The 15291-nt window shown below is 61.2% G+C and carries 14 protein-coding genes and 1 tRNA gene; 7 read left to right on the forward strand and 8 right to left on the reverse strand.

Annotated features, from left to right (window positions below; genetic code table 11):
- The first annotated feature begins 16 nt into the window (after positions 1-16).
- From HX873_RS10025 to bcsQ, 3 genes are all read left to right on the forward strand, one after another.
- Positions 17-1432 (forward strand): MBOAT family protein, encoded by a 1416-nt coding sequence (locus tag HX873_RS10025; protein WP_177122632.1) that lies wholly within the window; start codon positions 17-19, stop codon positions 1430-1432.
- A gap of 12 nt (positions 1433-1444) precedes the next feature.
- Complete coding sequence (locus tag HX873_RS10030) at positions 1445-2572, forward strand: cell division protein FtsQ (protein ID WP_177122633.1); 1128 nt, start codon at positions 1445-1447, stop codon at positions 2570-2572.
- Between the two features lie 173 nt (positions 2573-2745).
- Complete coding sequence (gene bcsQ / locus HX873_RS10035) at positions 2746-3687, forward strand: cellulose biosynthesis protein BcsQ (protein ID WP_177122634.1); 942 nt, start codon at positions 2746-2748, stop codon at positions 3685-3687.
- Between the two features lie 242 nt (positions 3688-3929).
- On the opposite strand, the gene HX873_RS10040 is transcribed toward bcsQ, so the two are convergent.
- From HX873_RS10040 to HX873_RS10060, 5 genes are all read right to left on the reverse strand, one after another.
- A complete protein-coding gene (locus tag HX873_RS10040; protein WP_177122635.1) occupies positions 3930-5144 on the reverse strand; it encodes a methyltransferase in 1215 nt (404 codons plus the stop codon).
- Positions 5125-5814, reverse strand: coding sequence for an ABC transporter permease (locus HX873_RS10045; RefSeq protein ID WP_032899447.1), 690 nt, complete (start codon positions 5812-5814; stop codon positions 5125-5127). Before HX873_RS10045 ends, HX873_RS10040 begins: the two co-directional genes overlap by 20 nt.
- 38 nt (positions 5815-5852) lie before the next feature.
- Positions 5853-6548 carry an ABC transporter permease gene (locus HX873_RS10050; RefSeq protein WP_003218063.1) on the reverse strand — a complete coding sequence of 232 codons (696 nt, stop codon included), beginning with the start codon at positions 6546-6548 and terminating at the stop codon, positions 5853-5855.
- 73 nt (positions 6549-6621) lie between these two features.
- A complete protein-coding gene (locus tag HX873_RS10055; RefSeq protein ID WP_003218061.1) occupies positions 6622-7374 on the reverse strand; it encodes an ABC transporter substrate-binding protein in 753 nt (250 codons plus the stop codon).
- A gap of 13 nt (positions 7375-7387) precedes the next feature.
- Positions 7388-8161 carry an ABC transporter ATP-binding protein gene (locus HX873_RS10060; protein ID WP_003218059.1) on the reverse strand — a complete coding sequence of 258 codons (774 nt, stop codon included), beginning with the start codon at positions 8159-8161 and terminating at the stop codon, positions 7388-7390.
- A gap of 554 nt (positions 8162-8715) precedes the next feature.
- On the opposite strand from HX873_RS10060, the gene gabP reads away from it, so the two are divergent.
- Positions 8716-10107, forward strand: a complete 1392-nt coding sequence (gene gabP, locus HX873_RS10065; protein WP_003218057.1) for a GABA permease — start codon at positions 8716-8718, stop codon at positions 10105-10107.
- Positions 10108-10242: 135 nt separating this feature from the next.
- On the opposite strand, the gene HX873_RS10070 is transcribed toward gabP, so the two are convergent.
- Both HX873_RS10070 and HX873_RS10075 read right to left on the reverse strand, forming a co-directional pair.
- Positions 10243-10656, reverse strand: coding sequence for a hypothetical protein (locus HX873_RS10070; RefSeq protein ID WP_063033519.1), 414 nt, complete (start codon positions 10654-10656; stop codon positions 10243-10245).
- A 73-nt stretch (positions 10657-10729) separates the two neighbouring features.
- Complete coding sequence (locus HX873_RS10075; protein ID WP_102604466.1) at positions 10730-11650, reverse strand: alpha/beta fold hydrolase; 921 nt, start codon at positions 11648-11650, stop codon at positions 10730-10732.
- A gap of 172 nt (positions 11651-11822) precedes the next feature.
- Here HX873_RS10075 and HX873_RS10080 point away from each other — a divergent pair, with 172 nt between their 5' ends.
- The 3 genes from HX873_RS10080 to HX873_RS10090 all read left to right on the forward strand — a co-directional run bounded on the left by HX873_RS10080 (position 11823) and on the right by HX873_RS10090 (position 15044).
- Positions 11823-12788, forward strand: a complete 966-nt coding sequence (locus HX873_RS10080) for an arsenic resistance protein (RefSeq protein ID WP_177122636.1) — start codon at positions 11823-11825, stop codon at positions 12786-12788.
- A gap of 87 nt (positions 12789-12875) precedes the next feature.
- Positions 12876-14516 (forward strand): glycosyltransferase family 39 protein, encoded by a 1641-nt coding sequence (locus HX873_RS10085; protein WP_177069300.1) that lies wholly within the window; start codon positions 12876-12878, stop codon positions 14514-14516.
- Positions 14517-14642: 126 nt separating this feature from the next.
- Positions 14643-15044 carry a hypothetical protein gene (locus tag HX873_RS10090; protein WP_003218048.1) on the forward strand — a complete coding sequence of 134 codons (402 nt, stop codon included), beginning with the start codon at positions 14643-14645 and terminating at the stop codon, positions 15042-15044.
- A gap of 91 nt (positions 15045-15135) precedes the next feature.
- Here the strand turns inward: HX873_RS10090 and HX873_RS10095 are convergent.
- Positions 15136-15211: transfer RNA gene (locus tag HX873_RS10095), tRNA-Phe, on the reverse strand.
- Between the last annotated feature and the right edge of the window lie 80 nt (positions 15212-15291).

Below are 15291 nucleotides of genomic sequence, written 5' to 3' on the forward strand. Positions count from 1 at the left end.
CGGGCCCGACACCACCATGGTCTTTGCCTCACTGGAATTCCTCACGCTGTTCCTGCCGGCCTTCCTGTTGATTTATGCGCTGGCCCGTCCGGGCTGGCGCAACGTCATCCTGTTGATCGGCAGCTGGCTGTTCTACGGCTGGTTGAACCCGCTGTTCCTGTTCCTGCACATGGTGTTGACCGTGGTGGCGTGGGTCGGCGGTTTGCTGGTGGACCGTTCCCGTGAAGACGGCAAGGGCCGGGTGCGGCTGTTGATCGCGTTGATCGTGTTCAACACCGCGGTGCTGTGTTGGTACAAGTACGCCAACATCGTCGCGGGCACCGTGAGTGAGGTAATCACCTGGTACGGCGCGATGCCGCTGGATTGGCAGCGCGTGGCGTTGCCGGCCGGGTTGTCGTTCATCGTGCTGCAGGCGATTTCGTACCTGGTGGATGTGCACCGGCACACCGTGCCGGTGGAGCGCAGCTTCATCAATTACGCGACCTATATCTCGATGTTCGGCCATTCGATTGCGGGCCCGATCATTCGTTATGACTGGGTGCGGCGCGAGCTGAACCAGCGTTATTTCAACTGGCCGAATTTCAGCCTTGGCGCTCGGCGTTTCATGATCGGCATGGGCATGAAAGTGCTGGTGGCCGACACCTTGTCGCCGCTGGTGGACATCGCCTTCCACCTGGAAAACCCGAGCCTGGTGGATGCCTGGATCGGCTGCCTGGCGTACTCGTTGCAACTGTTTTTCGACTTCGCCGGCTACAGTGCCATGGCCATCGGCCTGGGCTTGATGCTGGGCTTCCACTTCCCGGAAAACTTCAACCGGCCGTACCTCGCCAGCAGCATCCAGGACTTCTGGCGGCGCTGGCATTTGTCGTTGTCCAGCTGGCTGCGGGACTACCTCTACATCGCCCTCGGCGGTAACCGCGATGGCGTATGGCGCACCTACCGCAACCTGTTCCTGACCATGGCGATTGCCGGGTTATGGCATGGCGGCGACAGTTGGAACTACCTGTTGTGGGGTTCGGCCCACGGTATCGCGTTGTGCATTGACCGGGCGTGGTCGCGCTCGAGCCTGCCGAGCATTCCGCCGGTGCTGTCGCACATCTTGACGCTGCTGTTTGTGTGCCTGGCCTGGACGCTGTTCCGCGCACCGGACTTCCATTCGGCACTGACCATGTACGCCGGCCAATTCGGCATGCATGGCATGGCCTTGGGTGATGCGTTGGCCGTGGCCATGCGCCCGGCTCATGGCATGGCCGCGTTGCTCGGTTTGGTGTGCATCATCGCGCCGATCTGGCAGACCCGCTGCGAGCAGCGTTTTGGTACGCAGCCCTGGTTTGTGGTGGCCGCATCCCTGTGGCCGGTGGCCGGGTTTGTGTTGTCGTTCGCGCTGATTGCCAGCCGCGATGCCGTGCCGTTTCTGTACTTTCAGTTCTAAGGAAGCCTGACGATGCCCGCCCCTACCGCGCCGACCCCACCGAGTGAACTGGCCGTCCGCACCAGCCCCCTGGCGGGCTGGGTGTTGGTGCCTTTCCTGGCGGCGGGGCTGTTGTCTTGCGTCTGGCTGATGGTCAAGGGGCCGGTGAGTTTCCTGCCGCCCAAGGTCGACAGCGACATGCTGCTGCACGGTGAAGTGACCCATCGGTTTGCCAAGGAATTGTCCAAGGCACCGATGGCCATCGAAGCGGCAAACCTGGAGCGCGGCGCCAGTTGGCTGGCGTTCGGCGACACTGGGCCGCGGGTGCGCCAGGGGTGCCCGGGCTGGCTGTTTATCAGCGATGAACTGAAGCTCAACCGCCACGCCGAAGACAATGCGCGCACCAAGGCCGACGCGGTGATCGACCTGAAAAAGCAGCTAGGCCAGCGCGGTATTGATCTGCAAGTGATGGTGGTGCCCGATAAAACCCGCATCGCCGCTGCCCAGCGTTGCGGCTTGTATCGTCCGGCCGTGCTGGATGGCCGGATCCAGCAATGGAGCACGCTGTTGCAAGCGGCGGGCGTTGAAGTGCTGGATTTGACCGACACCCTGAAACCCCTCGGCCCGGATGCCTACCTGCGTACCGACACGCACTGGAGCGAAATCGGCTCGAATGCCGGCGCCCGCGCCGTGGCCCTGCGCATCCACCAGCGCGGTATCCAGGCCACGCCGGAGCAAGCCTTCGATATTACCCAGGCACCGCTCGCACCGCGTCCGGGTGACCTGGTGCGCCTGGCCGGTCTCGACTGGTTGCCGCCGAAGTTACAGCCGGTGGGCGAGCAGGTTGCGGCCAGCACCGCGCATGAGAACGGCCCGGCGGCGTCGAGTAACCCTGACGATTTGTTTGGTGACGCCGGCCTGCCGAACGTGGCGCTGATCGGTACCTCGTTTTCGCGCAATTCGAATTTCGTGGGTTTCCTGCAAAAAGCCCTGAACGCTCCGGTGGGTAACTTCAGCAAGGACGGCGGCGAATTTTCAGGCGCCGCCAAGGCTTATTTCGACAGCCCGGCGTTCAAGCAGACGCCGCCCAAGCTGCTGATCTGGGAGATCCCGGAGCGGGATTTGCAAACACCTTACGACCCGATAAAGATTAGTCAGTAAATTGACCATTTACCGCTCGTCTTAAAGATTTCTTCAGAAACACCAAAATAATGACACTTTCATTCCTTTGTCACAGAATGCGTACACAAAGGCGCCCACAAAAAGACCTGCGGTAAGCATCAGTACAGCTGACCTTTCACGTCTTTAAGATGCGTCGTGAGGGAGTGTTGGCGATGAGCCGTACCGATGATCTTTTTTCGTTGTTCGATAAGACGACTGCCAGTGATGTTCAAGGGATGGATTCGATGCTGCAGTTCTTCGAAGACATGCCGGTCGACGACAGTGCCAGCCTCAATATGGGCAGTGGCGCGTCGTTCTCCCGACATTCCCCTTGTGCCAACGAGCAGTCCCGCGAAGCCGCGAACATCCGGGCGAAGGTGGTAGCGCTGGTTTCGGTCAATGGCGGCGTCGGCCGCAGCACCCTGGCCACCGCGCTGAGCAGCGGTTTGCAGCGCCTGGGGCAGCCAGTGGTGGCGCTGGACCTGGACCCGCAAAACGCGCTCTATCACCACTTCGGCCTGGGCCACACCTTGCCCGGCATCGGGCGCACCAGCCTGCATAACGAGCGCTGGAGCCAGATCCTTCATTCAGGCTTTGCCGGTTGCCAGGTGATCACGTTTGGCGAAACCGATATCCGTCAGCAGGAAGACCTCCAGCGCTGGCTGAAACAGGAGCCGCATTGGCTGGCGCAACATTTGTCGGCCCTGGGCTTGGGTGAGCAGGACACGGTGATCATCGACACCCCGGCGGGTAATAACGTCTACCTGCATCAGGCACTGAACGTGGCCGATGTGGTGCTGGTCATCGCCCAGGCGGATGCGGCTTCCCTTGGCACCCTGGAGCAGATGGAGCAGTTGCTGGCGCCACACCTTGATGATCGGCCGGCGCTGCGTTGCCATTTCGTGATCAACCAACTCGACGAGACCTCGGGCTTTAGCCTGGACATGGTCGAGGTGTTCAGGAAGCGCCTGGGTGACAGCCTGTTGGAGGTGGTGCATCGGGATCCGGCGATCAGCGAGGCCCTGGCTTTTGGCAGCGATCCGCTGGATAACCAAGCCGCAAGCATGGCCTGTGACGATATCAATGCGCTTTGTCGCCTGCTGGTTGCCCGCTGAAAAGCCCGGGTTATGCCGCTAACCTCAGATGCTTATGCACAATCGGTTGGTTCGACCTGTCATCAAACGGCAATTTTGCGGAGCGGTTCTCATCACGCTGCAACTGCCTGTTTTGCGTGCGTTTTATTTTGTGAACAAAAAATGACCAGTCAGCATTTTGCCCCGCGAAGCTTGCCGGCAGGGCCTCTGCCAGAATTCCATCAACAGAGTTATCCACAGGGCGCGCTGCGACAAAATGCCCTTTAATTGCGCTCGGCGAGCAGCATCAGGTTGCGCGGGGTGAGCGGTGTTTCGCAGAAGCTGCCGACTTGAACCCTGTAACCGTTTTCTTCGAGAAACAATGCCCGGTCCAGCACCAGCCACATTTCCAGCGGGCGCCGAAACAGACCACGCACTAATTCCAGGTTTCGCACCTGCGCCAAGCGCTGCCAGCCTTGGGCCTCCAGTGCCGACCAATCCTGTTCCCCTGTGGATAATCCCTTGAGGGCCGCCAGTTCGCGGCAGTAGTCGGCGAACGGCTTGGCCAGCCAACTCGCGGGCAGGGACGGAGTGGGCAGGTAAGCATCGCTCCCGCGCAGTTGCCGCTGCAGAACATCAAAGCCCAGGCGCCTGGCCATCGACGTATCGCGCTGCTGGCGCACCCGCGCGCCGGCGGTAACGGTTTCGCTCAGCGGCAGGCCGAGGTCTTCCACCGATAAATGCAGTGACGACGCCTGGGCGGCAATCGACAGCGGCGGGTACTGCTCGGCGCGGATGCGGTTGTAGCAGCAGGGCGCCACGGCCAACTGCTGGCAGCCGGCGGCGCTGGCCAGCCGGAGCAGGCGCACATGCAGGTCGCCGCAGGCGTGCAGTGCCACCGGGGTTTGGTCGCGGCTGATCTGTACGTCGGCCATCACATCTTGCAGGCGATGGGTGACGGGCAATTGATGGTGTTCGCTGAGGGCTTGCCCTGAGGCGATGAGGGCCGGGTCGTATTCCAGGCAGGTCAGTTGCTGCCCGGGTTGCAACAGGCGGCGGCCGAGGTGGCCCTTGCCGGCACACCAGTCTAGCCAGTGTTCGGGGGTTTGGCGAAATTGCAGCGCGGCACCGAAGGCTTCGATCTGCTGCCATTTGCGGCCGGGTACATCGACGTTCAGGCGATGACGGGCGGCGGGTAGCGGGCGGGACGGTAAGTTATCCACAGCGCTGAGATTCAGCGACTGCATGGCCAGCTCAGGGAAAGGCGCAGGCGCCGGCAGGTGGTGAGGCTGGTTATGGCTGCTTTCCGCTTCGGCCAGCGAGCGCTGGCGCAGCCAATGGGCCAGTTCGGGATGCTGGGTTTCCCACGGCAATTGCAGATGGGTAAAGGGCCGTGGTCGCCACAGCCCTTGATGTTCGGTGAGGAACGTATCCAGCGCCTGGAAGCGGGCGAGCAGTTGCTCACCCGTCAACAAGGCGTCAGCGGCCCTGGCAGGCATCGACCCGCAACCAGCGCTCCAGCAGCTTGAAGAAGCGCACCAGGACGTAGGACATCAGCAGGTAGAACAAACCCGCTGCGAAGAAGATCTCCACCGGCAGGTAGGTGCGGGCAATGATTGTGCGGGCCATGCCGGTCAGTTCCAGCAGGGTCACGGTACTGGCCAGGGCGCTGGCCTTGAGCATCAGGATCACTTCGTTGCTGTAGGCCGGCAGGCCGATGCGCGCGGCACGCGGCAGGATGATGTAGAACAGCGCCTTGGGCCTGGACATGCCCAGCGCCCGCGCGGCTTCGATTTCACCCGGCGGGATGGCCTGGATCGCGCCACGCAGGATCTCGGCTATATAGGCGGCGGTGTGCAGGGTCATGGTGGCGGTGGCGCACCAGAACGGGTCCCGCAGGTACGGCCACATGAAGCTTTCACGCACGGCGTCGAACTGTGCCAGGCCGTAGTACACCAGGAACAGCTGCACCAGCAGCGGCGTGCCGCGGAAGAAGAAAATGTAGCAGTAGGGCAGGGTGCGCACGTACCACAGGCGTGACGAGCGGGCGATGCCCAGCGGGATTGCCAGCAGCAGGCCGGCGATCACGGCGATGGCCACCAGCTCCAGGGTCAGGGTTGCGCCCTGGGCCAGTTTCGGCAGCCATTTGATGATCACGGCCCAGTTCAGGCCCAGGTCGAAATGCGACAGCCAGCTGTAGTCGCCACTCATTGCGTGCTCCTCGCAAAGCCGCGCGCGGCACGTTTTTCCAGGAAGTGCATGCCGGTCATCGCCAGGACAGTGAGGCCCAGGTACATGAAGGCCGCGACCATAAAGAAGGTGAAGGGCTGCTTGGTGACGGTCACGCCGATCTGCGCGTGGCGCATGATTTCTTCCAGGCCGATCACCGAGACCAGCGCGGTGTCCTTCATCAGAATCATGAACAGGTTGCCCAGGCCCGGCAGCGCGATGCGCCACATCTGCGGCATGATCAAGCGGGTGAAGATCCGGACCTTCGACAAGCCCAGTGCGACACCGGCTTCACGGTGGCCCTTGGGAATGGCCAGGATCGCGCCGCGGAAGACTTCCGTGGCGTAGGCGCCAAAGCACAGGCCCAGGGCGATCACCCCGGCGGCGAAAGCGCTGAGGGAAAGGTCGGGGTTGCCGAAAAACTCCCCGAGGGAGCGCATCAGGTTGACCGTGCCGAAGTAGATCAGCAGGACCCACAGCAGTTCCGGGATGCCGCGAACCAGGGTGGAGTAGCTGCCGCCAAGCCATTGCAGCGGCTTGTACGGGGAAGTCTTGGCCAGGGCGCCGGCCAGCCCGAGCACCAGCCCGAGGCACAGGGCGGTGAGCGCCAGCTTGACGGTCATCAGCGCGCCGGCGGCGAGCGCCGGGCCGAATCCGTAGAGGTCGAAATTCATGGTTTAGTCGTTTCGCAAGGCAAAGCTCAGGACCGGCGCACTCAAGCGAGCACGCCGGGCAGGCCATTCAGGATCACTCGATACTGAAAGGGAAGTACTTGTCGTTGATCTTCTTGTAGGTGCCGTCGGCCTTGATTTCAGCCAGGGCTTTGTTCAAGCGCTCGCGCAGCGGGTCGCCTTTGCGTACGGCGATACCGATCTTGTCGCTCTCGACCACCGGGTCGCCCTTGAATTCGTAGGCGGAGCCGTCTTTGCTTTTCAGCCACTCGTACTGCACGTACTTGTCGGCGAGCATCCCGTCCAGGCGGCCGGAAGTCAGGTCGAGGTAGGCGTTTTCCTGGGTGTCGTAGAGCTTGGCGGTGGTGTCCGGCAGCTTGTCTTCCAGGTAGGTACCGGCCAGCGTTGCGCGCTGTGCACCGATGATCTTGCCCTTCAGGTAGTCCGCGTCGGTCTTGAAGTCTTTGTTGGCTTTGGGCGCGATGAACTGCAGCTTGTTGGAGTAGTACGGGTCGGTGAAGTCGACGGCCTGCTTGCGTTCATCGGTGATGGACAGCGAGGAGACCAGGAAGTCGAACTTCTTGGCATTCAGGGCCGGGATGATGCCGTCCCAGTCGGAGACATACACTTCGCACTTCTCGACTTTCATCTTGGCGCACAGGGCGTCGCCGATGTCCTTGTCGAAGCCGACGACGTTGCCGCTGGCATCTTTATTGTTGAACGGCGGGTAGGCCGCTTCGATCCCCATTTTCAAGGTTTCAGCCATCGCCGTGGCGCTGAACGCCATCGAAACAGCGGCGGCCAAGAGGAATTTTTTATAGTTCTGCATGCATGTTGCTCCGTTAGCGGTTGCTGGACATGAATTGTTTGCAGCGCGCCGAAAGCGGGTTTTCAAATACCTGCTGTGGCGATCCTTGCTCTTCGACCAGGCCCTGGTGCAGGAACACCACTTCACTGGACACCTGGCGGGCGAAGCCCATTTCATGGGTGACCAGCAGCATGGTGCGGCCTTCTTCGGCCAGGGCGCGGATCACATTAAGTACTTCCTGAACCATTTCCGGGTCAAGGGCCGATGTGGGCTCGTCGAACAGGATGACTTTGGGCTGCATGGCCAGGGTGCGTGCGATCGCGGCGCGTTGTTGCTGGCCGCCGGACAGTTGCGCGGGGTAGGCATGACGCTTGTCACTGATGCCAACCTTGGCCAGCAAGGCTTCGGCGATTTCAGTAGCTTCGGCCTTGCTCTGGCCGAGCACGCGGCGCGGGGCCTCGATGATGTTGTCGAGGACGCTCATGTGCGGCCACAGGTTAAAGTTTTGAAACACAAAACCGATTTCGCTGCGCAGGCGGTTGATCTGTTTGCCGTCGGCGGCCACCAGTTCGCCGTTTTTCGCAGCCTTGAGCTTGAGCTCTTCACCGGCCACCAGGATTTGCCCCTGGTGCGGGTTTTCCAGCAGGTTGATGCAGCGCAGGAACGTGGACTTGCCGGAACCGGAGGAACCCAGGATCGAGATCACATCGCCGTCGCGGGCGGTCAGCGAGATACCTTTAAGCACCTCCAGCTCACCATAGCGTTTATGCAAGTTGCGGATTTCAAGCGCGGGCGTGGCCTCAGCCATGTGCGGTCCTCATTGTGTTCATTGCGCTCCTGCTGTTGGCCCGCCTTCCTGGCGAGGCGCCAAGCTAGCATAGCGTCCGGATGACAGCCAACAGCCCTGCAGGCGGTAAACAGACGGTCTGCGGCAGGGTGTCGCATCGGCACAGCAGTGTGTCGCGCCATCAACAACCGAACAGCCGTTTGAACCAGTATTCCTACAGGTTTCGCGTAAAAAAGGGCGCGATGGTGCCAGCTTTGGCCGGGTGTTGGAAGGGTTAAACCGGCGAACGGTCCTTATCAGCCCTTTTATGGGGCGTCACGCACAAATTGTGTGTGTTTTTGGTGCACTGATTCGTCTTTCAAGTGAGTCGCACAGTAACGCTATAGCGGAATGCCATTAGTGTCAGTGACTTACGAGAGCTATTGAGTTTCCCTACAGCCCGCGTCAATCGTGGCTCTGTAACATTTTGGCGCAAATCTTGCGTAAAAAATAAAGAACGCCCCGTTGGTTTCTTTTCACGAGAAAGACGCCAGACCGGGTGGACCGTATTCGCAATTCCTCGCAAAGGTGTGTCAATGAGTAGTACGCAAAGCTCCAATGACCTCGAACAGGGGCTCAAACCGCGTCACGTCACCATGCTGTCGATTGCCGGCGTTATCGGTGCCGGGTTGTTTGTGGGCTCCGGCCACGCGATTGCTGCGGCGGGCCCGGCCGTGCTGCTGGCTTATGCCGCCGCCGGTACGCTGGTGGTGTTGGTGATGCGCATGCTGGCCGAGATGGCCGTGGCATCGCCGGACACGGGTTCGTTCTCTACTTATGCCGACCGTGCGATCGGGCACTGGGCCGGTTTCACCATCGGCTGGTTGTACTGGTGGTTCTGGGTGCTGGTGATTCCGCTGGAAGCCAACGCTGCCGCGACCATCCTGCACGCCTGGTTCCCCGGCGTGGCGATCTGGGCCTTCACCCTGATCATTACCTTGCTGCTGACCGCGACCAACCTGTTCAGTGTGAAGAACTACGGCGAGTTCGAGTTCTGGTTTGCGCTGATCAAAGTGGTGGCGATCATCGGGTTTGTGATCCTCGGCATCCTGGCGATCTTCGGCTTCCTGCCGGGCAGTCAGGTCAGCGGCGTTTCGCACCTGTTCGACACCCAGGGCTTCCTGCCCAACGGCATGGGCGCGGTATTGGCGGCGATCCTGACCACCATGTTCTCGTTCATGGGCACCGAGATCGTGACCATCGCGGCCGCTGAATCGAAGAACCCGGGCCAGCAGATTTCCAAGGCCACCAACTCGGTGATCTGGCGGATCGGCTTGTTCTACCTGGTGTCGATCTTCATCGTCGTGGCCCTGGTGCCGTGGAATGATCCTGCGCTGGCAGCGGTCGGTTCCTACCAGACCGTGCTGGAACGCATGGGCATCCCGAATGCCAAGCTGATCGTTGACCTGGTGGTGCTGGTGGCCGTGACCAGTTGCCTGAACTCGGCGCTATACACCGCTTCGCGCATGATGTTCTCCCTGGGCCGTCGCGGTGATGCACCGGCGGTGTCCAAGATCACCAACAAGAGCGGCACGCCTTACTGGGCGGTGTTGCTGTCTACCGGCGCGGCGTTCCTGGCGGTATTCGCCAACTACGTGGCGCCGGCGGCGGTGTTTGAATTCCTGCTGGCCAGCTCCGGCGCCATCGCGCTGCTGGTGTACCTGGTGATCGCCGTGTCGCAACTGCGCATGCGCCAGAAACGCACGGAAGCGGGCGAGAAGATTGCCTTCAAGATGTGGCTGTTCCCGGGCCTGACGTATGCGGTGATCGTGTTCATCGTGGGCGTGCTGACGATCATGTTGTTCCAGGAAGCGCATCAGGTGGAGATCATTGCCACCGGGATCCTGAGCTTGCTGGTAGTTGCGGCGGGGCTGATGGTGTCGCGTCGGCGCAAGGGCCGGAAGGTTGGGGCTGCGGTGCTTAACTGACGGAGTGCTTTCGTCGCAATACCGTTGATCAAATGTGGGAGCGGGCTTGCTCGCGAATGCGGTGGATCAGTCGACATTTGAGCTGACTGACACACTGCCTTCGCGAGCAAGCCCGCTCCCACATTTCGTTTTGTATCAGTCTTCGGAGCTAACAAGCGCCTGTGACGCCGCGACGTAATCGGCCTGGAATTCCGGCGATTCAATCCACGCCAGCGCTGCCGCTTCATCCTCGGTATCCGTGGCCCACTGGCGATACTCGATCAGCGCCGCGAGGATAAAGTCCGTCGCTTCTTCTTCGCCTTCCTGCTCCAGTACCACTGCCAGCAGCGGGTGCGCCAGGAACACGGCACACAGCGCCTGCTGGCTGGTTTCGCCAGCGGTGCGCATCTCCAGGAACAGCTCGGTCAAATCCACCGATTCAAGATCAATGCGGCTGTCATCGCCGGCAAAGGCATCCGGCTTGGTGGCGACGGCGCGTTGGGTGCGATTCTGCTTGGCCTTGGCTTTTGCCCGGTGGGCGCGTTTTTGCTGCTTGTTCGGCGAAGCCATGGGCTCACGTCCTTGGTGTCAGGATCTGGGGGTGGGGTATTGAAGCGCAGGTCTGGAGAAATCCCAAGGCTTTCTAGGTGCGATCCGTCACTTGGCGCCCCGGCGTGCCGTTGGCCAACTCTCCCCGTTGCAGCCAAGCCAATGCAATCGGCCACAACCGATCCTGATACTGGCTGCGAAAGAATGCGAAGTGTCCGACCTCTTTTTCGCCGATATCTTCAGGGGCGATCCGCAGGTGCGTGCGCTCGCTGCCGTCGAAGTAACCCAGCAGGCGCTCGATTGCCGCCACCGTGCCAAACGGGTCGTCGGTAATGCTGATGGCCAATATCTGTGCCTTCACCCGCGAAAACGGCAACTCGGGCAAGGCTCGCCCACTCGGACGTTTTTCATAACTCGGCGTCGGCGTACTCCAGTCGCGTACAACGCCCGCCGGGGTATCCTCCAGCCAGCCTATGCGTTTGCCCGGGAAGTAGCCAAAAACCGCTGTCACCAGCGGCATCACCACATGCCATTTGGCAAGCATCCGCCAGCGCCCGCTCGCCTCGTAGTCGCGCCAGTAGGCAAACTGCGCGCCTACCGTCACCAGGCGCCGAATCACCGCGCCGGAAGCCCCGAGCCCCGCCGCACATCCGCCAAAACTGTGCCCGACCACATCAATCGGTTGGCCGGCAAACTCCCGCTGGGCCCGCTGCAGGATCGCTTCGAAGTCCAGCACGCCCCAATCGGACCATGAGGCCTTGAACCCTTTCAGCGAGCCGCTGCGGGATTCGCCGATGCCGCGGTAGTCGTAGGTGATGACGTCGAAGCCATTGGCAAACAGGTAATCGGCAAACCGTGAGTAGTGACGGCAGCGTACGGAGGTGGCGGCGTTGATGATGACGACCGGGCGTTCAACGTCTGTGCGCGGATGGCGCCACGTGAAGCCGCCGATGGAATGCCCATCGGCTGTGGGCTCGCGGAATGCTTCGGCTTGAGGTCGGACTGGCAGGTTCATGAACAGGCTCGATCATTGCGCTTTCGATGGGGGGGCAAAGGCCCGTGCGCAGTTTTATGAGAAGTCGAAACTAACAAATTTCTGCTATGAAGACCCCGGGGATTTTTCTGAGGCTCGACCTGAGCGGCACAGATGCCTAGGCTTAGACCCTTTCGCCCACCAGAGCCGGCCCATGACCCGCGACACCCTCGAACAAAACCAGATCCCGATCTACTTCGCCAGCGTGGTGCTGGCTGCCGTTGTCGGCCTGCTGGCGCCCTCCATGGTTCAAGGTGTGGCTGCCCTGGTTACGCCCGCCATCGCCGTGCTGATGTACGCGATGTTCCTGCAAATCCCCTTTCTGGACCTGCGCCAGGGGCTGGGCAACAAACACTTCATGGCCGCGTTGCTGCTGGCCAACTTCATCCTGATTCCGCTGCTGGTGTGGGCGCTGACTCGGGGCCTGGTGGAACACCCGGCGATCCTGGTGGGTGCGTTGCTGGTGCTGTTGACGCCGTGCATCGACTACGTGGTGGTGTTTACCCATATCGGCAAGGGTGACTCGCGGTTGATGCTGGCGGCGACCCCGATTCTGTTGTTGCTGCAACTGCTGCTGTTGCCGGTCTACCTGGGGTTGATGCTGGGGGCGCAGTCGCAGGTGGTGGTTGCAGTGGGGCCGTTTGTCGAGGCCTTCCTGCTGCTGATCGTTGCCCCCATGATTCTGGCGGTGCTGACCACTTCCCTGTCCCGGCGCTCACCGGTCGTCAGTGCCTGGAACGATGCCTGGGCCTGGCTGCCCGTGCCGGCCATGGCGCTGGTGCTGATGGTGGTGATCGGTTCGCAGATCACCGCCGTGGTTCGCGATATCGGCCTGCTGGCGCCGGTGATCCCGGTGTATATCGGCTTCCTGTTGCTGGCCCCGCTGATGGGAGCGCTGGCTTCGCGCCTGTTCAAGCTATCGGCGCCCACGGCGCGGGCGGTCACCTTCAGCGCCTCCACGCGTAATTCCCTGGTGGTGCTGCCGCTGGCGCTGGCGTTACCCGAAGAGATCCGTGGGCTCGCTGCTGCCGCAGTGATCACGCAAACCCTGGTGGAATTGGTAGGGGAGCTACTCTATATCCGCCTGCTGCCGCTGCTGATCTGGCCCGCTCGTCGTTAGGCGGATGAATGTTTGATTCTGTTCAGGGCTTATTCAGGGTGGCGTTCGGCAACATGAGCCGGTTTACCCCACCTGACAGGCTGAATAATGGATCAACACAATCGCTTTCGAATGGAATCGCTGGGTATTTTCCTCATCGCCCTGCTGCTGTTCACCCTGGGCATCTGGGACCAGCAGCCACAGGGCTTCGACGGCCGCTGGGCCGTGTTCATGCAAGAGATGTTTCGCCACGGCGCGAGCCTGTTTCCTACCACCTACGGTGAGCCTTACCCGGACTATCCGGGCACCGCGACCTACCTCAGCTACCTCTTTGCCCGTTTATTCGGCGCGCCCAACGACCTGGCTAACGTGATGCCCACCGCCCTGGCGTCTGCCGGGGTCATGGCGCTGATCTACCGCTTGCTGGTGCCGTCGGGCCGGGCGTGGGCGCTGCTGACGGTGCTGCTCACCGCATTGACTGCCCAGTTGCTGGAGAAGTCGCGCTCGGTGTGCCTGGACCAGATGATCTCGTTGTTGTGCCTGGGGTGTTTCTACCTGCTGCATACCGGTGAGCGCCTGGGCTCGCGGCTGCGCCAATATGCGATCTTTCCGTTGTTCGTGGTGGCGTTTGCCATTCGCGGGCCGCTGGGGTTGATCGAGGTGTGCGGGGTGGCCTGTGTCTACTGGGCGCTGGGCACCGCTCGTACGCGGCAAGAGCGGATTGCACTGCTGAAAAAGGTGATTGCCCACGGCGTGGTCGGTTTGATCCTGCTGGCCGGCTGTTGGTGGGCGCTGTTGAAACTGGCGCGGATCAGCGGGGGCGATGCTTTCGTCGATGATGTGCTGCGGATGCAATTCACCGGGCGCCTTGATGAAACCGGTGAGGCGTTCTACTTCTACTTCAAGCTGAGCCTGTACCGCTATTTCCCGGTGGTGCCGCTGGCCCTGGCGACGATGATTGCCCTGCGCCACAAATGGTCGGCCCGCCACGACGATGCCGATGTGCAGTTGATGCTGCGTTTGGCCGCCTGCGGATTGATGATTTTGCTGGGCTTGTCGGTGCCGCACTTCAAGCGCGCCTATTACATCGTTCCCATGGTCCCGATGTTTGCCGCGGTGGCCGCCTATGGCTTGCTCCAGGCCCAGGGCTGGTTGCTCGGCGTGCGGCGTGGCTATGAGTGGCTGGTGGCGGTCCTGCCGGTGCTGGGCATTGTCGTGGTGTTTGTCTGTCGGCATCTGTGGCACAAGCACGGCTACTGGCCGGACGTTTCAGTGCCGGCGCTGGTGGGTGTGCTGATCGTGCTGCAACTCGCAGCCGTGATTGCCTGGCGCCGTTTGCAGGGCAATCTCGGCCAGCGCCTAGTGGTGCTCAGCCTGATTGCGCTGGCCACCCAATGGCTGGTGCTGGTGAAGGTTGTGGAGCCGGCCAAGGACCTGCAATTCGACACCAGGAACTTCGTAAGCGCGGTGGAAAAGCTGCGTGCCGATAATCCCGGGACCCTGGTGTTCGTCGATCTGGCCAAGGACACCTGGGCGATTCGCTACATCATGAACCTGGATCACGACGAGCAGCCGCTGTTCATCGGGCGCAACCAACCCTTGCTGGTGGATACGCTACCGCGCCCCGCCTGGGTGATTGTGGAGCGCAAGCAAACCGCACTGCTCAGCGGCACGCCGCTGGAACACATGGCGCCGGTGTTCAATGGGCGGTTGAATGACAACCCGCTGCTGGTGTTCCTGGTGAAGTGACTCAGTCGCCTTGACATCCTTGTCGGTGGTAACGCCGACAAGAGTGGCGATCATTGGGGAATTAAGGATGGATCAATGGGGTCGGAATGAGGTGTTGATAACCGGCGCTTTGGATCGTCTTACTGTATGGTCGCCGCCTGGATGACCGGTTGGTCTGATTGGAGCGCTTTGCAGCCTGCCGCAAAACAGGCGCCTGCTAGGCTTGGGTACTTTCGTGGTGATGAGTTTGGGTGCGACATGGAAGCAGTAAAAATGGATTTTGAGTATGCCGGTGCCGAGAGCGTCGGTAGTGCCCACGTGATCGGCCGTTCCTGGCTTGGCGGCCTCAGCATCTGTTTTGACGGAGGCTGCAGCTACCCCTCGATGATCAGCGTGCTGGAGGCTGTGTTCAGGCGCTACGGACGCCTGGTGCGTTTTGGCGAGTCGCTCTCGGCGCAGGATTGGATTGCGCGCGTGGAGGAGAGTGGTTTTCACATCTCCGAGCAGGAGCGGGTTGCGGTGTTGACGTTGATGCGGGGCGGGGGCTGAAGGAGTCAAAAACGCCAGGCAACAAAAAACCCGCACCAGGCGGGTTTTTTGTGTGTTTCAGATGACGTTTGCACCACCTGAAACTAATTAGTGGTGCCCAGAGACGGAATCGAACCGCCGACACGGGGATTTTCAATCCCCTGCTCTACCGACTGAGCTATCTGGGCAACGGGGCGCATTAAACGGGTTTTTCAGGGGGTCGTCAAGCAAGTTTTCAAAAAATATTTAATTATTACCGTCGCTTACG

Source organism: Pseudomonas sp. P7758, from assembly GCF_013386485.1.
Taxonomy (GTDB): domain Bacteria; phylum Pseudomonadota; class Gammaproteobacteria; order Pseudomonadales; family Pseudomonadaceae; genus Aquipseudomonas.